Consider the following 18,495-nt stretch of genomic DNA (forward strand, 5'->3'; position numbering starts at 1 on the left):
TAGCCCGTCCCGCTGTTGCTTGATTAACTCCGGAGTTAACTGAAAAGTTGACTCCGGAGTTAATCGAGCCGATATTGCGATGGAGAGCGCCGATGGCAATCCGGCTGCCCGCCGACGATGCGCTGGCAGAGCGAATCGTAGCGGCGCTACGAGCGCTGCCGGCGACGGTGCGGTCCAGCCTGTTCCATGCGATGGCGCAGATCGATCGGTATCCGGTCCTTCCGAGGGAGCGCGTCGCGGTACTGAATGATCGCTATGACGTCCATGTCGTGAGATTGGCGCGGGGCGGATGCCATGCGGTTCTTGTCTGCGAACCCGATGGCCGTGACATCGTACTGGCCGGGATAACAGGAAGCCGTCCATCGGCCCGTCGGGCCGCCACGCTCGCTGCCGTCGCATTGGACGTGCCGGTGCTCGACATTCATCTCGATGCAGGGTGATTGCGATGACGACCAGGAAAGTCGCGACAATTCTGAAGATCAGGCCGGACAAGTCCACGACCGGACGGAAGCAAGGCTCCCGCCCGCTGGCGGAGATCCGCGACGAGATGCTGGCGACCGATCCCGAGCTTCGCACCGCTTGGAACGAACAGGCGCTGAAGGCGCAGATCGTCGGTTGTCTGGTGGGTCTCCGTCGCTCGGCGAACCTGTCCCAGAAGGAACTGGCGGAGCGGGCCGGATGGAGTCCGGCCTATGTCAGTCGCCTGGAATCGATTCCGGTCGAGGCCAACAAGCAGGCAGTCCCGACCCTCGCGACCCTGCTTAGCTACGCGGCCGCCTGCGGCTGCGAACTCGGCCTGCTGTTCGGCACCGCCGAGGGTGGCAAGCTCCAGGTCGCGACTGCCGCCGGGCTGGGCGAGAACGAGGGCTTCGCAGAGGCGCTCGCGGCGCTGGAAGGCGGACGCCCGGTGAAGGGAAAGGCGGTTCGTCCGCGTAAGGCGCCGGTCGGAAGGAAGCCGGCCCGCGGTGCGACGGACGTCACTGTCCGCTGAATGACCGACCCGGCACTCTGGTCCGATATCGCCGGCATCGTCGGGGTACTGCTGCTGGCGGTGCCGGCCTGGCATGTCGGGCGCTATGCACTGAAGGCGGCGCGGTTCGCCGGCATCCGGCGCAATTTCGATGCGGCCTTGCAGGCTGAACTGGATGCCACGGCGGCCGAGCTGGAAGCGATCGGTGATCGCTGGAGCTATTGGAAGTTCGCGCTGTTCGTTGCCGGCACGTTCGCGGCGGCGCTGTCCTACGCGATTCCGTTGCTGGCCCGCTTCCTTGCCTGACGAAAAAGCCCCGCCGGCGGTGCCGGCGGGGCCTGATCACTGATTCTCGGGTCGGAGGCGTGCTCGCCTAGTGGAGCTGGCTCCCGATGTCGCCGATGGCCTTGTCGACCATCTCGCTGCCCTTCTTGCCCTTGAGCTCCTCGCCGATGATCCGGCCGGCGGCCGCGACCGCGATCTCGACCGCGGCGGCGCGGATTTCCGCGACCGCGTTCTCCTCGGCCTGGCGGATGCGCTGCTCGGCCTGCTCGGTGCGGCGGGCCAGCGAGGCGGTGATCGCCGCTTCGCTTTCCTGCCGGTGCCGCTTGGCGTCGGCCTTCGCCTTGGCGACGATTTCCTCGGCCGTGGCGAGCGCGTCACGCTGCTTTCGCTGATACTCGGCATAGAGCGCCTGGGCATCCTCGCGCAGCTTCTGCGCCGTCTCGAGCTCGGTCTTGATGCGCGCCGCGCGGCTGTCGAGCTGCCCGGCGATCATGCCCGGCACCTTGTAATAGAGCACCACGGCGATGAAGAGCAGGAAGGATATCGCAACCCAGAAGGCGGGATCGTGCAGCATCAGCGGCTCTCCTGCAATTCGGCCTGGAGGGCGGCGGCAACCCGGTCCTCGCCGGCCTCGACGCCGATGATCTTGCGCACCACCTCGCGGGCGCCGTCACCGGCGATCTCCCCGATATTGCCGAGCGCGTCAGCCTTTGCAGCGGCGATCCGCTTCTCGGCCTTCTGCATGTCGGCGGCGATCTGCTCGTCGATACTGGCGGTCCGTTCGGCGTCCTGGGCGGCAAGCTCGGCCCTGAGGTCGGCACCGATGGTGCTGGCCTTGGAGCGGGCCTCGGCCAGCGCGGCCTCGTATTCCGCGATCGCCTTGTCGGTATCCTTCTTGAGCCGTTCCGCCTCGCTCACATCGTGGGCGACGCGGTTCTGGCGCTCTTCCAGAACCTGGGTGATGCGCGGAATGGCGACCCGCGCCATCACCAGGTACAGCAGGATGAAGGTGATCGCGAGCCAGACAAGCTGCGGCGGGTAGTCGGCGAAATTTAGCTGGGGCATGGCCCGTCTCTCGTCCTGGTCGGCGGGGGCGGCGAGGCCGTCCGGCGGGGAATTCGCCCCGTCATCCGGTTGTCGCGCCGCCCTGCGTCAGCCGGTCGGCCGGAGCGCCGGATCGTTTCGGCGCCCGACCCACCGGGCCGAAAGGTTTCCGGTCGAAACCGGCGTCTTAGAAGACGAAGAGCAGCAGCATCGCGATGACGAGGGCGAACAGCGCGATCGCTTCCGTCAGCGCGAAGCCGAGGAGCACGTTGGCGAAGACCTTCGGGGCCGCGGCCGGGTTGCGAAGCGCACCCTGCACGAAGGAGCCGAAGATGTTGCCGATGCCGACGCCCACGCCGGCGAGGGCGATGGTGGCAAGACCGGCGCCAATAAGCTTTGCGGCTTCTGCTTCCATGGTTCTAGTCCTTAAGTTTGCTGCAAGTTTGCGGGATTCGGGTTGGAAAGTCGGGTCCGGAGCGACGCCGCCCTAGTGGTGCATGTGGATGGCGTCGTTCAGATAGAGGCAGGTCAGGATCGTGAAGACATAGGCCTGCAGGAAGGCGATCAGGATCTCGAGCCCGGTGAGCGCGGTGATGAAGAGCAGCGGCAACCAGCCGCCGATGATCCCGAGGCTGATCACGAAGGTGCCGAACACCTTCAGCATCGTGTGGCCGGCCAGCATGTTGGCGAACAGACGCACCGACAGGCTGATCGGACGGACGAAGTAGGAGATGACCTCAATCGGCACCAGGATCGCCAGCAGCGGCGCCGGCACGCCGGCCGGCACGAAGAACTTCAGGAACGCCGCGCCGTGGCGCGCGAAACCGATGATCGTCACGCCGATGAACACCACCATGGCCAGCGCGAAGGTCACGATGATGTGGCTGGTGACCGTGAAGCTGTAGGGGATCATGCCCAGCAGGTTCGCGAACAGGATGAACATGAACAGCGAGAAGATGAACGGGAAATAGCGCCGTCCCTCGTTCCCGACATTGTCCCGCAGCATGTTCGCGATGAATTCGTACGACAGTTCGGCGAGCGACTGCATGCGGCCCGGCACCATGGCGCGGCCACGCATGCTGGTGACCAGCATGAGCGACACCAAGCCAAGCGCGATCACCATGAACAGCGCCGAATTCGTGAACGAGACGTCGATCCCGCCGATTTCCATCGGGATGAGTCGCTTGATCTCGAACTGGGCGAGGGGGCTATGGTTTTCAGCCACGTCTCTTGTTCCGTTCCTGGGTCGGCCCCGCCCCATCGGGATGATGGACGGGGGTCCGGCCGCTACGCCTTGGGGTCGGGCCCGTTGGCCTCGGTATTGATCTCGCGGGACGCCTTGTAGACGTTCCAGATCCCCACCGCGGCCCCGACAAACAAGAACACGACCAGAAACAGCGGTCGTGTTCCGAACCAGTAATCGAGAAGCCAGCCGAAGCCGCCGCAGACAACGAGCGCGACGACCATCTCGACCGAGAGCCGCCAGGCGATGCCCATGGCACCGCTTCGTTCGATTCCGAGCGTCTTCGGGCTACTCCGCTCGTCCCGGTCCTGCCGGGCCTTGCGCAGTCGCTTTTCGACGTCTTCCAGCGATGGCTTTCCAGGTTCGTCCATGACACACGCAACAGATGTCGGCCGGGACGCCAGATTACCCCGCGGGAAGCGCCGGAACCATAAGGTTCGGTACCTACCCTGTCAAGGCCGGGAGGCGGCCTTGACGCGACGCCGATTTTGCGCCGCAACAGGCCCGGAAAGTGGCCCGTTTCCGTCATTTTCCGGGACCCCGCGTCGGCCGGGTGGATCACCGGCCGCGAGCGGCGATCCGGGCCTTGCCGCCGGGACCCCGCGGGAATCGTGAGCCGGTTGTTGAGCGGATGCGGATTTCGCCATATCGTGCAGCTTGTCGATGCGCTGTTGCCGCCGCGCTGCAGGCGGGCAATCGGGAGTGGCCTGAATAGAACTGCTGTACCTTCTGGCGAGTCTCGCGATCCTCGCGCTGCCGGTGATGGCGGTCGTCGGATTCGTCAGCGGACGTCGCAATGCGGGCGCGATCCGTACCCTCGAAAGCCGGCTTGCCGCGCTCGAGCGCCGGCTGGCGGAAACGGGCAGCGTGGACACGACGACGGCTGCGGCCGCGACGGCGGACCGCCCGTTGCCGGCTGCCGCCACGACCGCCACTGAAACTACGGACGCCGAGGCGAAAGCCGATTCCGGGCCGGAACCGGCCGAGGAGGGATGGGCTGCCGCCCAGCCGGGCTTGCACGCCGAATCCGCCGCGACGGAACAGGCCGAACCCGCCGATGCGATCGAGATGCCCGAGTCCGTCGAGGAATCGGCGGCGCCGCGCGAGAGCTTCGAGAAGCAGCTGGCGTCGCGCTGGCTCGTCTGGCTCGGCGCGGTCGCGCTGGCGCTCGCCGGCACCTTCCTTGTCAAGTACGCGATGGACGAGGGGCTTCTCGGCCCGGCGGTGCGGGTCTCGCTCGGCCTGCTGCTCGGCCTTTCCCTTGCCGGGGCCGGCGAATGGCTCCGTCGCCGCCCGCTCTCGCGGGCGATTGCCGCCGTCCGGCCCGACTATGTCCCGCAGGCGCTGGCAGCGGGCGGCATCTTCACCGGTTTCGCCAGCATCTACGCGGCATACGCGCTTTACGGCCTGCTGTCGCCGCTTGCCGCCTTCATCGGCCTCGCGATCGTCGCGCTCGGCGCCGTCGGGCTGTCGCTGTTGCAGGGCTGGTTCGTCGCCCTGCTTGGCCTGGTCGGCGCCTACCTGACGCCTGCGCTTGTCGCGACCACGGAGCCGTCGGCATGGGCGCTGTTCGTCTACCTGCTGTTCGTCCAGGCGGCCTGCCTGACCGTATTCCGCTACATGAAATGGCGCTGGCTGGCCCGCTCGACGCTGGCCGGCGGCGCGCTGTGGCCGCTCTTCTGGTTCATCGGCCCGTTCACGCCACCGGACGTCTGGCCGGCCGGCATCTACCTGCTTCTCATCGCCGGGCTCTATGTCTGGCATCCGGCGCGCCAGCCGGTGACGGCGGGCAACTGGCTCCAGACGATGCGCGAGCTCGATCCGTCGGCCCGGCTCGGCTGGTCGGCGGCCTGCGTGATCGCCCTCCTGGCGGTCCCGATGCTGATCGTGGCGGAGGCCGCGCCGCCGGCCGCGTTCATGGCCGGGCTGCTCGCGGTCTTCTACCTGGTGGTCGCCCGGCGCGACCCGGCCTTCGACGGCCTCGCGGTGGTCGCCGCATTGATGACCGTGGCGCTCATCGCGGTCTGGACCTTGCCGGATGTCGATTACTACGTCCGCTCGCTTGCCGCCTCGGGCGAGTTTGGCCGCTACACCCGGCTCGACGACCTGCTTGCCGAGGCCGGCCTGCGCGCCTACACGCTCGGCGGCCTGCTCTTTGCCGTGCTTTTCGCGGGGGTCGGATTCGCCGCCCTGTGGGGCGCCGCGCGACCGCCGGTCTGGGCTGGGGTCGCGGCCTTCACCCCGGTTGCCATCCTGATCGTCTGCTACTGGCGCATCGCGGGATTCGCGGTCGATTACGGCTGGGCGACGGTCGCCGTCATCCTGGCCGGGCTCAACCTGTTCGCCGCGACCCGGATCGCCCGTTACCGCGCCGCCGACGCCCTCGCCGTCTCGCTCGGCTTCCATGCGGCCGGCGTCGTCGCCGCGCTCTCGCTGGCCATGGCGATGTCGCTGGAACAGGCCTGGCTGACTGTCGCGCTGTCCCTGCAACTGCCAGCGCTCGCCTGGATCGCTGGCCGGGTGCCGGCGCGGCCGTTCCGCGTCATTGCCGCCATAGTCGCGGCGATCGTTCTCGTCCGCCTGGTCTTCAATGTCGAGGTCCTCGACTACGAGACCGTAGAGGGCGCCTGGATCACCTGGATCACCTACGGTTACGGCATTCCGGCCGCGATGTTCTTCATCGCCGCGCGGGGCTTCCGCAAGACCGGGGAGGGACCGGTCGTCACCCTGCTTGAAGCCGGCGCGCTGACCTTCCTCGTGCTCTTCGTATCGATGCAGCTCCGCCATTTCGCGGGTGGCTCGCTGACCGCCTATTATGACGACCTCACGGAATTCGGGCTGCAGGCGATCTGCTGGCTCACCATCGCCGCGACGCTGGCCGAGCTCGAACGGCGGCACGGCAACCCGGTCGCCCGCTACGGCGCACGCATCCTGACCGGCCTGGCCATCGGCCAGATCGTGCTGCTCCATCTCGTCCTTTTCAATCCGATGTTCACCGGCGATCCGGTCGGCGAATATCCCGTCCTGAACACGCTGACGCTCGGCTACGGGCTCCCCGCGGCGCTGCTGCTGCTGATCGCCGCGCGCAACCGGGCGACCATGGCGAACCTGTCGCGCGCCGCGGCCGTGCTCGGTTTCGTGCTGGTCTTCGCCGATCTCACATTCGAGGTCCGGCGCGCCTTCCACGGCTCCGATCTCAACATCGCGAGCGGGCAGACGGTCGCGGAATCATACTGCTATTCGCTGGCCTGGCTGGTTTATGCGCTGGCCCTGCTCGGGCTCGGCATCCGGCTCCGCCTGCAGCCGCTCCGCTTCGCCTCGCTGGCGGTGCTGCTGGTCGCGGTGGCGAAGGTCTTCCTGTTCGACATGGCCGGGCTCGACGGGCTCTATCGGGTCGCCTCGTTCCTCGGGCTCGGGCTGGCGCTGGTCGGGATCGGCTATCTGTACCAGCGCTTCGTATTCGCCCGGCCGCCGGTGCCGCCCGCCGCCTGAACGCGACTTCTGCTCAGGCGATCTCGCGCATCGCCTCGGCCGCCGCGAGGTCGACCGAGACCAGTTGCGAAACGCCGCGCTCGGCCATCGTGACGCCGTAGAGCCGGTCCATCCGGGCCATCGTGATCGGATGGTGGGTGACCACCAGGAAGCGCGTGTTGCCGACCCCGACGAGGCGGTCGAGCAGGTCGCAGAGCCGCTCCACGTTACTGTCGTCGAGAGGTGCGTCGACCTCGTCGAGCACGCAGATCGGCGCCGGGTTGGTCAGGAACACCGCGAACAGCAGCGACAGCGCGGTCAGTGCCTGCTCGCCACCCGACAGCAGCGACATGATCTGCAGCCGCTTGCCCGGCGGGCTCGCCATGATCTCCAGCCCGGCTTGCAGCGGATCGTCGGATTCGGTCAGTTTCAGATGCGCCTGGCCGCCGCCGAAGACATGGTGGAACAGGGTCTGGAAATGGGCGTCGACCTGTTCGAAGGCGGCCAGCAGGCGTTGCCGGCCTTCCTTGTTGAGGCTTGAAATGCCCTGGCGCAGGCGGGCGATCGCCGCCTCCAGGTCCTCGCGCTCGGTGGTCAGCAGGTCGAGCTGTTCCTGCACCTCGCCGGCCTCGATGTCGGCGCGCAGGTTGACCGGTCCCATGCCCTCGCGCTCACGCTTCAGCCGCTCCAGCCGGCTCTCGACCTCGCCGAGTTCCGGCAGCGCCTCGTCCGCCTCGACGCCGCCGGCGTCCAGGACCTCCTCCGGCGTCGTCTCCAGCGTCTCCTGCATGCGTTCTGCGATCGCCTGCAACTGTTCGCCGCCATGCTCGACATCGGCCTGCAGCCGGACCCGGCCCTCGCGGACGTCGGCAAGCGCGGCCTGCACCTCCTTGGTCAGGCGAGCGATCTCGGCGACCTTCGCCTCCTGCGCGGCCAGCGCATCGGCGGCGTTGGAGCGCGCGCCCTCGGCGAGCACGATCTGCTCCATCAGCAGCGAGCGCTTGGTGACGATTTCCTCCGGCTTCTGCGCCAGCCCGTCGCGTTCCGCCCGGGCCGCGTCGCGCCGGGCGTTCAGGCGCTCGATCTGGGCGGAGGCGTCGTTCTGGCGGCGCCGCCAGCTGTCCTGCTCGCGGGCGATCGCGTCAAGACGGGCGGCGCGGTCCGCCGCCTCGCGGGCCAGCCGGTCGCGGGTCCGCTCGGCTTCGGCCAGCGCCGTCCGCGCTTCGGCGAGGGCCTGGCGCGCCGTCTCCAGCGCGCGCTCGCCTTCCTCCGCCGGCGGCAGCGCCGCCCGACGCGCGGCGAGGTCGGCATGCAGGGCATCGAGTTCGGCGATCTCGCCCTGGATTTCCCGGCGCTGACCGGCGAGCGTTTCGATCCGGCTCGCCCGTGCCGCCGCCTCGCGCGCGTAGTCGGCGATCAGCTCGCGAAGCTCGTTCAGGCGCGCCTCGGCGCTGTTCAGCTCGCGGCGGAGCCCGTCCTGGCGTTCGCGCGCCTCCTTCGTCTCGTCCGCCGTGTCCCGGTGCGCGGCCTGCCGTTTGGCGAGTGCGGCCTCCGCTGCCTTGCGCGCGGTACGGATCTCGGCCAGCCGGTTGCGCTGTTCCAGCCGGATCGCGGCGGCGGTCTTGGCCCCGGCGCCCCGCTTCAGGCCGTCCCAGCGCCACAGGTCGCCGTCGCGGGTGATCAGTCGCTGGCCGGGCCGGAGGGCGCTCTGCAGGCGGTCGCCGTCGGCGCGCCCGGCGACCAGTCCGGTCTGGCCGAGCCGGCGGGCGAACAGGGCCGGCGCCTTGACATGTGCGGCCAGCGGCTCGGTGCCGGGCGGCAGCGCCGGCGCGTCCTTGTAGGCGTCGAGCGCGGCCCAGTGGGTCGGCGCGGCAATGTCGGTGGCGACATCCAGGTCCTCGCCGAGCGCGGCGCCGAGCGCGGTCTCGTAGCCGGCCGCGACGGTCAGCGCGTCGATCAGCGGCGGCCACATTTCCTGTTCGTCGATGGCGAGCAGGCGGGCGAGCCCGCTTTCCTCGGCGGTGAGCTTGTCGAGCGCGGCCTGGGCGGCACGCGACGCCTCGTGCGCCGCGCGCTCGGCCGCCTCGCCGCCGGTCCGTTCCTGCTCGGCATGGCCGAGCCGCATGCGGACGATCTCGACCTCGGCCCGGGCCTCCTCCAGGTCGTTCTCGCCGACATCCGCGCCGGCGGCGGCATCGGACGCCGCATCGAGCTTCCCGATCTCGCCGTCGATCGACGCCAGGCGCTCCCGGAAACGGGCGAGCCGGCGGCCGGCGTCGGCGATCTTGTCGTCGAGGCTGCGCCGCTCGGCGCGCTCGGCGGCGAAGCGCTCGGTAAGCTTGTCCAGTTCCCCCTGGCGCTCGGCCTGGGTCCGGGCGGCCGCCGTGGCAAGGCTCCCGGCCGCTTCCTGTTCGGCCTCCTCGCCGGCGCGCCGGCCGGCGATATCGGCTGCCTCCGTCTCCAGCCGGGCGAGCGCCTCGACCCCTTCGGTGGCGAGCTTGTCCTCGCGGACGCGATCGGCCTCGACCTGTTCGAGGCGGCGGTCGAGATCGCGCATCGCGGCCTCGATCCGCGCCTCCTCCTGGTCGAGCGCGTCGCGGGCCACGGCCAGCCGGTGCAGGGCCGCCGCGGTTTCCGCCTCGCGCTGGCGAAGTGCCGGCAGCGCCTCGGCGGCCTCGGCTTCCTGGCGGGCGAGGGACGCCGACTGCCGGCTTGCCTCGCCGACCGCGCGTTCGCATTCCTCGAGCTTGCGGCGAACCGCTTCGAGCGCCTCGGCCGCGGCCCGGTAGCGGAGATGAAGGACGATCGCCTCGGCCTTGCGGATATGACCTGACAGGTTGCGATAGCGGCTAGCCTGCCGGGCCTGCCGTTTCAGCGCGCCGAGCTGCGCCTCGAGCTGGCCGGTGACATCGTCGAGCCGCTCCAGGTTGGTCTCGGCCCCGCGCAGCCGCAGTTCCGCCTCGTGGCGGCGGGAATGCAGCCCGGAAATCCCGGCCGCCTCCTCGAGCAGGTGGCGGCGGTCGGTCGGCTTGGCGTTGATGATCGCGCCGACCCGGCCCTGGCTGACCAGTGCCGCGGCATGGGCGCCGCTGGCGAGGTCGGCGAACAGCAGCTGCACGTCGCGGGCCCGGACCTCGCGCCCGTTGATCCGGTAGTTGCTGCCGATGTCGCGGCGGATGCGCCGGCTGATCTCCAGTTCCGACTGGTCATTGAAGGCCGCCGGCGCGAGCCGTTCCGAATTGTCGAGATGGAGCGCCACCTCGGCGACACCGCGCGCGGGGCGCGTCGCGGTGCCGGCGAAGATGACGTCGTCCATGGCGCCACCGCGCATGCTCTTGGCGGAGGTCTCGCCCATCACCCAGCGCAGCGCTTCGACCAGGTTCGACTTGCCGCAGCCGTTCGGGCCGATCACGCCGGTCAATCCCGGCTCGATGACCAGTTCCGTCGGCTCGACGAAGGATTTGAAGCCGGTCAGGCGCAGTCGGTTGAAATGCACCGTGGGGGCGATCCTCTCAGGAGCCGTCGAGAAGCTTGTTGACGGCTTCAGCGAACGGTTCGTATTCGTGCTCGCCGGTGTACTTGTCGCCGTTGATGATGATCGTCGGGGTCGACGAGACCTTGAACTTGTTGTGGCCGTCGAGGCGGCTCTGCAGGACCGCATTCTCGAGATCGGCATTCTGCATGCAGGCATCGAACTGGGCATTGCCGATACCGGCGAGGCGGCCGATCTTGGCCAGTTCCTTCATCGGGTTGGCGGCCGAGGTCCAGGCGCCCTGACGCTCGAACAGCACGCCGAGCAGGCTAAAATAGGTGCGCTCGCCACCACAGCGGGCGAGCATCGAGGCGCGAAGCGCCGCCTGGTCGAGCGGGAAGTCGCGATAGATGAAGCGCACCTTGCCCGTATCGATGAAATTCTCTTTCAGGCCGGGCAGGATCGCCTCGTGGAAATGCTGGCAATGCGGGCAGGTCAGCGAGGCATACTCGATGATCTCGACCGGCGCGTCGGCGCTGCCCATGACCATTTCCGGGCCGGTGATCGGGTCGGCCGCGAGCGCCAGTTTCGGCCAGGCCGTGGCCGCGACCGGAAGGGCCGCCGCCAGTGCCACAATATCTCGCCTTGTCAGCATTAATTTACCAATCTTGCCACTAGATGTTGTGGAACTATACCCGCTCATATCATGCTCCTCAAGACGTCGTATATGGTTCACCGAGGTATTAGGTGGCGAATGGGTTTGCCGCTCGCCAGTCCTGTGTGGGGGGCTTCAGTCACCATTTCGTGACCGCGTGCCGATCACCGAGCGGCCGAGCCTGTCAAGCGCGCGCCGCAGGCCGTCGTCGGCGATGCCGGCAAGCAGCGCAGCGAGGCGCTTCTCCTCGGCCGGATCGAGCGGCGTCGGCCGGCGGCCGGGTTTCGTCGGCGCCTGCGGCGGCAGCGGCGCCTGGACGATGGCAAGCCGGGCGACCGCGCCGTAGCCGTAGAAGGCATTGATGCGTTCGACGATCAGCGGCGCCAGATGCTGGACCTCCGGCGCCCGGCCGATCGCGACCCTGAGATGCAGCGTCGCGCCGGTCCCCTTGCCCGGCGGGTAGCTCATCCGCTCCGGGCGGGCGAAGCCGGCGATCGTCGGGCCGGCGATCTCGGGCCAGCGCAGCAGCACCGCCGATTCGCTGAATCCGCGACGCCGGAAGGCGCCCCGCGCCGCCTCGGGCACCAGCCGGCCGAGGGTGCGCGCGCCGCCGCGCCGGGGCTTCTCGGCCGCCTTCGCGGCCTCGCTGTCGCCCGCGGCGGATTTTTTCGCAGTCCCGCCCGCGCCGGCGCCGCCCGCGCGCGCTTTTCGCCGGGCCGGGCGTTTCCCGCCCGCCTCGTCGGGGTTATTGTCCCTGGCCATGAACCCTACCGCGTCTCCCGACGATTTCGCCGCCCGCCTGCTGCGCTGGTACGCCCGCCACCGCCGCGTCCTGCCGTGGCGGGCGCTTGCCGGCGAGCGCGCCGATCCCTACCGCGTGTGGCTGAGCGAGATCATGCTGCAGCAGACAACGGTGGCGACGGTCGGCCCCTACTTCAAGCGTTTCCTCGAACGCTGGCCGGATGTGGCTGCCCTCGCCGCCGCGCCGCTCGATGACGTGCTCACCGAATGGGCCGGGCTCGGCTATTACGCGCGGGCCCGCAACCTGCACAAATGCGCCATCGCCGTGGTCGAGAGCCATGGCGGGCGCTTCCCGGACGACGAGGCGGCGCTGCGGACGCTGCCCGGCATCGGCGCCTATACCGCGGGCGCGATCGCGGCCATCGCCTTCGACCGGCCGGCGCCAGCGGTCGACGGCAATGTCGAACGGGTGATCGCCCGGCATGCCCGGGTCGAGACGGCGTTGCCCAAGGCCAAGGCGGAAATCGCCGCGCTGGTCCGGCCGCTGGTTCCCAGCCCCGGAGCCGGCGATTTCGCGCAGGCGATGATGGACCTGGGGGCGATGATATGCCTGCCGCGCGGGCCGCTCTGCGACCGCTGCCCGGTCGCGGCCGATTGCCGGGCGCGTGCCGCCGGCGACCCGGAGGCCTTTCCCCGGAAGGCGCCAAAGAAGGCCCGTCCCGAACGCCACGGCATCGCCTTCTGGCTGCGCCGGCCGGACGGCGCAGTGCTGGTCCGCCGCCGGCCGGAGCAGGGCCTGCTCGGCGGCATGACCGAGATCCCGACGACGCCCTGGCTGGAGACCTTGTGGGATGCCGAGGACGCGCTCGGCCATCTGCCGGTGGCGGCCACGGCGCTCGGCCCGGTCGCCGGGCGGATCGAGCATGTTTTCACCCATTTCCGACTGACCCTGACGGTGCTGGCCGGGACCAGCGACCGGCCGGCGCCGGCCGACGCGCGCTGGTGCCCGGCAGACGAACTGCACGCCCAGGCGCTGCCGACGCTGATGCGGAAGGTGGTGCGTCACATGGAGAAGCGCGGCACGGCCGGGCCGCTGTTCGCGGAAGACGGTTCGCCCTAGAAGCCGGGCAGCTTGTATTCGTCCGGGCCGACCTTGCCGTCGTGGTTCTTGTCGAGCTTGCCGAAACGCTTCTCGGCGAGCGCCTGGGCCTCTTCCAGCGTCACGATCTCGTCGTTGTCGGCATCCATGGCCTTGAAGTCGGCGGAGGTGTCGGTCTTTTCCGGATTGACCTTGTCGAGGCCGCCCGAGGATTCGATCGCCTCCGCGCGGGTGACCTGGCCGTTGCCGTCGAGGTCCATGGTACGGACGACCCGGGCACGGAAATCCTTCGCCTCCAGCAGGTCGACGACGCCGTCGCCGTTCCGGTCGATGCCGAAGGGCAGGGCGTCGGCGGCGGCAGGGCCGGCGAGCAGCGCGGTCAGGGTGAGCGCGGCAAGGGCCGTGCCGGTGGCGCGGAGAGCGGTGGGAACGGGCCGGGACATGGAGGAAACCTCCCTCGTCAGTTGAGCTCGGCGCGCAGCTTCTGCCGAAGGACGTCGATCGGCACGCTGCGCCCTTCCACATCAAAATGCCAGAAGGTCCAGCCGTTACAAGAGGGGGCGCCCTGCAATTCGGCGCCGACCTTGTGAATGGAGCCCTTGACGTCGGCGGCGATCAGGCTGCCGTCGGCGCGGATCTTGGCCATGAAGCGGCGGCGCGCGTCGAACACCATCTGGCCGGGCGAGAGCAGGCCGGCCTCGACCACGGCGCCGAAGGGCACGCGCGGCTCCTGCCGGCGGGGCGTGACGATCTGGCGATCCTCGGGCGCCAGCGGGGTGACCCGGGCGATCCGTTCGCGGGCGGCGTCGATATAGCGGCTTTCGCGCTCGAGCCCGAGATAGTCGCGGCCGAGCCGGCGGGCGACCGCGCCGGTGGTGCCGGAACCGAAGAACGGGTCGAGGACGAGATCGCCGGGCGCCGAGGTCGCGATCAGGATGCGATGGAGCAGCGCCTCGGGCTTCTGCGTCGGATGGGCCTTGTGGCCGTCCTCGCCCTTCAGCCGCTCGCCGCCCGAGCAGATCGGGATGACCCAGTCGGAGCGCATCTGCAGGTCGTCGTTGGCGACCTTGAGGGCGTCGTAGTTGAAGCTGTAGCGCGCCTCCGGCCCCTTCGAGCACCAGAGCAGGGTCTCGTGCGCGTTGGTGAAGCGGCGGCCGCGGAAATTCGGCATCGGGTTGGTCTTGCGCCAGACGATGTCGTTGAGGATCCAGAAACCGACATCCTGCAGCACGGCGCCGACCCGGTAGATGTTGTGATAGCTGCCGATGACCCAGAGCCCGCCGTCCGGCTTCAGTACCCGGTGCGCCTCGGTCAGCCAGGCGCGCGAGAAGTCGTCATAGGCGCGGAAGCTGGAAAACTGGTCCCAGGCGTCGTCGACCGCGTCGACGAGGCTGTTGTTGGGCCGCCGGAGATCGCCCTTGAGCTGGAGATTGTAGGGCGGGTCGGCGAAGACCAGATCGACCGAACAATCGGGGAGCGAGCGCATCAGTTCGATGCTGTCGCCTTGCAGAACGGTGTTCCGTTCTATGTTCTTGTGCGCTGCCATGACCGCATCCTGCGTTCAGCCGCGAATCGCGTCAAGAATTAATTGAATCAGTAGGTTATAAGCGAATCATCGAGTCATTTCTTAGTTATTCCGGGGACGTCGGACACAAGATCTGGTGTTCCGTGTCGAGTGCCGTTCCGGCTAGCAGGCGGGCGACCGGGGCGAAGCTCCGCCGGTGATGCGCGCTCGGGCCGAGTTCGGCGAGGGCCGCCAGATGCTCGGCCGTGCCGTAACCCTGGTTGCGGCACCAGCCGTAGCCGGGGCATTCGCCGTCGAGTGCCGCCATGATCCGGTCGCGCGTCACCTTGGCGACGATCGAGGCCGCGGCGATCGAGAGCGAGCGCCCGTCGCCCTTCACCACGGCCTCGGCCGGGCAGGGCAGGACCGGGCAGCGGTTGCCGTCGATCAGCGCCCGCGCGGGCCGTGCCGGCAGCGCCGCGAGGGCCCGCTGCATGGCCAGCATGGTCGCCCACAGGATGTTGAGTTCATCGATCTCGGCCCGGCTCGCCTGGCCGACGCCGACCAGGGCGACGGCACGGATCTCGTCGTGCAGATGCGCCCGCACCTTCGCCGACAGGATCTTTGAATCGGCGATCCCGGCCGGCAGTCGGGCCGGGTCGAGGATCACCGCGGCCGCCACCACGGGGCCGGCGAGCGGCCCGCGCCCGGCCTCGTCGATGCCGGCAACCGGACCGACGCCGAGCCGTTCGAGGGTGAAGTCCGGAAGCGTCCGGGGCATCGGCAGGGTCCTCTCGCGGGCGTGCATGTCGCATCGGTACTGCGCTAGGCTATAGGTCGATGCGGCGAGGCGTTCAAGGGAGTGAACCATGACAGAAGCGGCCTGGGATCCGAAGGAGGGGCGGGTATTGCAGCGGCCGCGCGGCCATGTGCTGATGATCGGCCTCGACCGGCCGGCCAAGCTCAACGGCTTCAATCCGACCATGTTGCGGGAGCTTGCCGAGGCCTACAGCGAACTCGAGAACAATGCCGCCTACCGGGTCGGCGTGCTCTATGCGGAAGGCGAGAATTTCACCGCCGGGCTCGAGCTCGACAAGGTCGCCGCCCATATGAAGGGCGGCAAGCCGATCGTGCCGGACGGCGAGATCGATCCGCTCGACCTCGTTCGGCCCCGGCGCACGAAGCCGGTCGTCTGCGCCGTGCAGGGCTATTGCTACACGATCGGGATCGAGCTGATGCTGGCCGCCGATATCGTCGTCGCCGCGGCCGGCACCCGCTTTTCCCAGCTCGAGGTCAAGCGCGGCATCATGGCGACCGGCGGTGCGACCCTGAGGATGGCCGAGCGCGCCGGTCTCGGCAACGCCATGCTGCATCTCCTGACCGGCGACGAATTCGACGCGGAGGAGGCGCTGCGTTGCAATTTCGTGCAGCGGGTCGTGCCCGACGGTGACCAGCTCGCGCACGCGCTCGAGATCGCCGAGGCGATCGCCGAGCAGGCGCCGCTCGCCGTGCAGGCGACCATGGCGAACGCGCGGAAGGCGGTCGAACAGGGCGTCGAGGCGGCGAAGGCGGAGTTCCGCCCGGTCCAGGCGCGGCTGCTGGAAAGCGAGGACGCGGCCGAGGGCGTGCGTTCCTTCAGCGAGCGGCGGCAGGCGAAGTTCACCGGCAGGTAGGCGGAGCGGCGTTCAGGGCCGCCAGTTCTCGGTCGTCCGGTAGAACTCGACCGACTGGCCAGTCCCGACACGGATGTAATAGGCGACCAGGTCGTTGCCGGTCGTGCCCGCGAGGGTGATCGGCCGGGCGCCCGCCGCGCTCCATTCGTAGGCGAGGTCGAAATAGACCTCGAACGGCTTGTCGCGCTCGATCATGACGTTGGTATAGGCGAGCCGGCCGAGGATCGTCCGGGTCTCGCTCTCCTTCACGCGCAGCCAGGCACGGGTCGCGTTCGGCGGCGGCGGGTCGCCCTTGCCGTCCCGGTACTCGTCGTTGATGAGCGTGTTGAACACGTCGGTCTCGGCCCGGATCGGTGTCAGCCGCGCGAGGAAGGCGATCTCCTGGAAGGATCTCGTCCGCGCCAGCACCGTCGCGATGCCCCAGAGCACGGCAATCGCGTAAAGCAGCAGCAACAGGGTGATCAGGTCGGCGAGGGTGATGGCCCCGGCCTGTTCGCCGAGCTTCGAGAGCGGCAGTCCGAAATCGATCTCGACGGAGGAGATGAAGGGCAGGAGGGCGGCCCCGATCGCCGCGTAGACAAGGCTCCGGACGACGCTGGTGGCGAGCCATGTCCCGGTTGTCTGCGGTGCGCTTCCCTTCAGCACCGACTGGATGCTCGCGGTCAGGAAACCGGGCAGGAACAGGAACAGGCTGAGCAGAAGGGTATCGATGCTGCCGATGTCCATGGCGTCACGGCACCCGTTGCGAGCCGCCGACGCTCAGGAGCCGGCCGACCAGCCGGGTGGTCCGGTCGTAGAGCCGGTCGAGCTGCCGGGCGATGTCCTCGACCCGGCCGCCGGCGCCGCCCTCGCGGAGCTTCATCGTCTCCGCCGCCAGCGTGCCGATCGCCTCCGCGAGGCTCGAGCGGTCGACCTGGCGTTCCTCGACATCCTGCAGCGCGCTCGCCGCCTTGTTGAGGCTGCGGACCGTCTCGTCGACCAGTTGGCGCTGGCCCGGCGTCAGGGTCTCCCGGGTCTGGCGCGCGATGACCCGCACGTCGTCGGCGAGACTGTCGAGCTGCCTGACGCCCTCGTTACGCGATAGCTCCTCGTTCATCGCCGGCCCTCCCGTCAGCATCCCGGATCATATCAGCAAATCCGGATCGGTCTAAGAGGCGGCGAAGCGGCGGCGTCCCGGTTCAGGCTCAGAGCAGCGACATCTGGCGATCTTCGCGGGCCGGTCGAGGCGGGCGGAACAGGCCGCAGTCGAGTTCGCTCCGGCGCTTGTCGAGACCGTAGCGGCGGAGCGCCGCGCGAAAGCGCTGGCCGGTCAGTTCCGCATATGGCCCCTGACCGGTCATGCGGCGGCCGAAGGCGGCCTGGTAGTCTCGCCCGCCGCGGGTGTCGCGAACGAGCTGGATGACCCGCTCGGCCCGGTTCGGAAAATGCTCGCGCAGCCAGTCGTGGAACAGTTCGCGGATCTCGAGCGGCAGGCGGAGCAGGATGTAGCCGGCCTCGCCGGCGCCGGCCTGGGCGGCGAGTTCGAGAACCTTCTCCATCTCGTGGTCGTTGAGGCCCGGGATCGTCGGCGCGAACAGCACCGACGTCGGGATCCCGGCGTCCGAGAGGCTTTTCACCGCTTCCAGCCGCCGGGCGGGGGTTGTCGCCCGGGGTTCCATGACGCGCGCCAGATGACGGTCCAGCGTGGTGATCGAAAGCGCGACCTTGACCAGTCCCTTCCTCGCCATGGGTTCCAGGATGTCGAGATCGCGGAGCACCAGGTTCGACTTGGTGACGATGGTCAGCGGATGGTCGCATTCGGCAAGCACCTCGATCAGCCGACGGGTCACCCGGCGCTCGCGCTCGATCGGCTGGTAGGGGTCGGTATTGGTGCCGAAGGCGATCGGCCGGCAGCGATAGCCGGGCTTGGCGAGTTCCTCGACCAGTCGTTCCGGCGCCTCGGGCTTGACGAACAGCCGGGTCTCGAAATCGAGCCCGGGGGAGAGCCCGAGCCAGGCATGGGTCGGGCGCGCGAAGCAGTAGATGCAGCCATGCTCGCAGCCCCGGTAGGGGTTGATCGAGCGGTCGAAGGGAACGTCCGGGGATTCGTTCCGGGTGATCACCCGGCGGCTCTTGTCCGGCTGCACGCTGGTGCGGATCGGCGGCAGTTCCTCGTGCCGTTCCCAGCCGTCGTCGATGCGGAAGCGGCGCTCCGTCTCGTAGCGGCCGCTGGCATTGTCGAGCGCGCCCCGACCGCGCCTCTCGCTCGCCTCGGCATCCGTGCGGAAGTCCTCGATCATCCGCCCAGCCTAGGCGGCGAAAGAGAACAAATCAAGAACAAATAGATGGCCTGGTTCGG

The 18,495-nt window shown here is 69.0% G+C and carries 20 protein-coding genes; 6 read left to right on the top strand and 14 right to left on the bottom strand.

Going from position 1 to position 18,495, the window contains the following annotated elements:
* The first annotated feature begins 92 nt into the window (after positions 1–92).
* From OCH7691_RS22870 to OCH7691_RS06440, 3 genes are read left to right on the top strand one after another with little or no spacing between them, the layout of a single operon-like run.
* A complete protein-coding gene (locus OCH7691_RS22870; RefSeq protein WP_139839553.1) occupies positions 93–440 on the top strand; it encodes a hypothetical protein in 348 nt (115 codons plus the stop codon).
* A 5-nt stretch (positions 441–445) separates the two neighbouring features.
* Positions 446–991 carry a helix-turn-helix domain-containing protein gene (locus tag OCH7691_RS06435; protein ID WP_085882530.1) on the top strand — a complete coding sequence of 182 codons (546 nt, stop codon included), beginning with the start codon at positions 446–448 and terminating at the stop codon, positions 989–991.
* Entirely contained in the window at positions 992–1,276 is a 285-nt protein-coding gene (locus OCH7691_RS06440) for a hypothetical protein (protein WP_085882531.1), read from the top strand. It abuts the gene before it with no gap.
* Between the two features lie 67 nt (positions 1,277–1,343).
* On the opposite strand, the gene OCH7691_RS06445 is transcribed toward OCH7691_RS06440, so the two are convergent.
* The 5 genes from OCH7691_RS06445 to OCH7691_RS06465 all read right to left on the bottom strand — a co-directional run bounded on the left by OCH7691_RS06445 (position 1,344) and on the right by OCH7691_RS06465 (position 3,913).
* On the bottom strand, positions 1,344–1,829 hold the full coding sequence (locus tag OCH7691_RS06445; protein WP_085882532.1) for a F0F1 ATP synthase subunit B family protein: 486 nt from the start codon (positions 1,827–1,829) through the stop codon (positions 1,344–1,346).
* On the bottom strand, positions 1,829–2,320 hold the full coding sequence (locus OCH7691_RS06450) for a F0F1 ATP synthase subunit B family protein (protein WP_085882533.1): 492 nt from the start codon (positions 2,318–2,320) through the stop codon (positions 1,829–1,831). Before OCH7691_RS06450 ends, OCH7691_RS06445 begins: the two co-directional genes overlap by 1 nt.
* A 166-nt stretch (positions 2,321–2,486) precedes the next feature.
* Positions 2,487–2,714, bottom strand: coding sequence for a F0F1 ATP synthase subunit C (locus OCH7691_RS06455; protein ID WP_085882534.1), 228 nt, complete (start codon positions 2,712–2,714; stop codon positions 2,487–2,489).
* Between the two features lie 72 nt (positions 2,715–2,786).
* Positions 2,787–3,524: a F0F1 ATP synthase subunit A gene (locus tag OCH7691_RS06460; RefSeq protein ID WP_085882535.1), complete on the bottom strand. Its 738-nt coding sequence runs from the start codon at positions 3,522–3,524 to the stop codon at positions 2,787–2,789.
* A 62-nt stretch (positions 3,525–3,586) separates the two neighbouring features.
* Positions 3,587–3,913: an AtpZ/AtpI family protein gene (locus OCH7691_RS06465; protein WP_085882536.1), complete on the bottom strand. Its 327-nt coding sequence runs from the start codon at positions 3,911–3,913 to the stop codon at positions 3,587–3,589.
* A gap of 391 nt (positions 3,914–4,304) precedes the next feature.
* Between OCH7691_RS06465 and OCH7691_RS06470 the strand changes: the two genes are divergently transcribed.
* The gene (locus tag OCH7691_RS06470) at positions 4,305–7,034 is read left to right on the top strand and encodes a DUF2339 domain-containing protein (RefSeq protein WP_085882537.1); all 2,730 of its coding nucleotides are present in this window, start codon (positions 4,305–4,307) and stop codon (positions 7,032–7,034) included.
* Between the two features lie 13 nt (positions 7,035–7,047).
* Here the strand turns inward: OCH7691_RS06470 and smc are convergent, their stop codons facing one another.
* From smc to OCH7691_RS06485, 3 genes are all read right to left on the bottom strand, one after another.
* Positions 7,048–10,509, bottom strand: coding sequence for a chromosome segregation protein SMC (gene smc / locus OCH7691_RS06475; protein ID WP_085882538.1), 3,462 nt, complete (start codon positions 10,507–10,509; stop codon positions 7,048–7,050).
* Positions 10,510–10,525: 16 nt separating this feature from the next.
* A complete protein-coding gene (locus OCH7691_RS06480) occupies positions 10,526–11,119 on the bottom strand; it encodes a DsbA family protein (protein ID WP_176244947.1) in 594 nt (197 codons plus the stop codon).
* Between the two features lie 156 nt (positions 11,120–11,275).
* Positions 11,276–11,902 carry a DUF721 domain-containing protein gene (locus tag OCH7691_RS06485; protein ID WP_085882540.1) on the bottom strand — a complete coding sequence of 209 codons (627 nt, stop codon included), beginning with the start codon at positions 11,900–11,902 and terminating at the stop codon, positions 11,276–11,278.
* Between OCH7691_RS06485 and mutY the strand changes: the two genes are divergently transcribed.
* The gene (gene mutY, locus OCH7691_RS06490) at positions 11,901–13,001 is read left to right on the top strand and encodes an A/G-specific adenine glycosylase (RefSeq protein WP_085882541.1); all 1,101 of its coding nucleotides are present in this window, start codon (positions 11,901–11,903) and stop codon (positions 12,999–13,001) included. The genes OCH7691_RS06485 and mutY overlap by 2 nt on opposite strands.
* Here the strand turns inward: mutY and OCH7691_RS06495 are convergent.
* The 3 genes from OCH7691_RS06495 to rnhB all read right to left on the bottom strand — a co-directional run bounded on the left by OCH7691_RS06495 (position 12,998) and on the right by rnhB (position 15,265).
* On the bottom strand, positions 12,998–13,423 hold the full coding sequence (locus tag OCH7691_RS06495) for an EF-hand domain-containing protein (protein ID WP_085882542.1): 426 nt from the start codon (positions 13,421–13,423) through the stop codon (positions 12,998–13,000). The two genes, mutY and OCH7691_RS06495, sit on opposite strands and share 4 nt — an antisense overlap.
* Before the next feature lie 17 nt (positions 13,424–13,440).
* On the bottom strand, positions 13,441–14,526 hold the full coding sequence (locus OCH7691_RS06500; RefSeq protein WP_085882543.1) for a site-specific DNA-methyltransferase: 1,086 nt from the start codon (positions 14,524–14,526) through the stop codon (positions 13,441–13,443).
* Positions 14,527–14,611: 85 nt separating this feature from the next.
* On the bottom strand, positions 14,612–15,265 hold the full coding sequence (rnhB, locus tag OCH7691_RS06505) for a ribonuclease HII (protein ID WP_085883540.1): 654 nt from the start codon (positions 15,263–15,265) through the stop codon (positions 14,612–14,614).
* Positions 15,266–15,353: 88 nt separating this feature from the next.
* Between rnhB and OCH7691_RS06510 the strand changes: the two genes are divergently transcribed.
* Entirely contained in the window at positions 15,354–16,157 is an 804-nt protein-coding gene (locus tag OCH7691_RS06510) for a crotonase/enoyl-CoA hydratase family protein (protein ID WP_085882544.1), read from the top strand.
* A 12-nt stretch (positions 16,158–16,169) separates the two neighbouring features.
* Here the strand turns inward: OCH7691_RS06510 and OCH7691_RS06515 are convergent, their stop codons facing one another.
* From OCH7691_RS06515 to OCH7691_RS06525, 3 genes are all read right to left on the bottom strand, one after another.
* Entirely contained in the window at positions 16,170–16,883 is a 714-nt protein-coding gene (locus OCH7691_RS06515; protein WP_085882545.1) for a DUF6338 family protein, read from the bottom strand.
* Between the two features lie 4 nt (positions 16,884–16,887).
* Positions 16,888–17,253, bottom strand: coding sequence for a hypothetical protein (locus OCH7691_RS06520; RefSeq protein ID WP_139839554.1), 366 nt, complete (start codon positions 17,251–17,253; stop codon positions 16,888–16,890).
* An 88-nt stretch (positions 17,254–17,341) separates the two neighbouring features.
* Entirely contained in the window at positions 17,342–18,436 is a 1,095-nt protein-coding gene (locus tag OCH7691_RS06525; RefSeq protein ID WP_085882547.1) for a PA0069 family radical SAM protein, read from the bottom strand.
* Between the last annotated feature and the right edge of the window lie 59 nt (positions 18,437–18,495).

The organism is Oceanibacterium hippocampi (assembly GCF_900172325.1).
Classification (GTDB): Bacteria; Pseudomonadota; Alphaproteobacteria; order Sneathiellales; family Sneathiellaceae; genus Oceanibacterium; species Oceanibacterium hippocampi.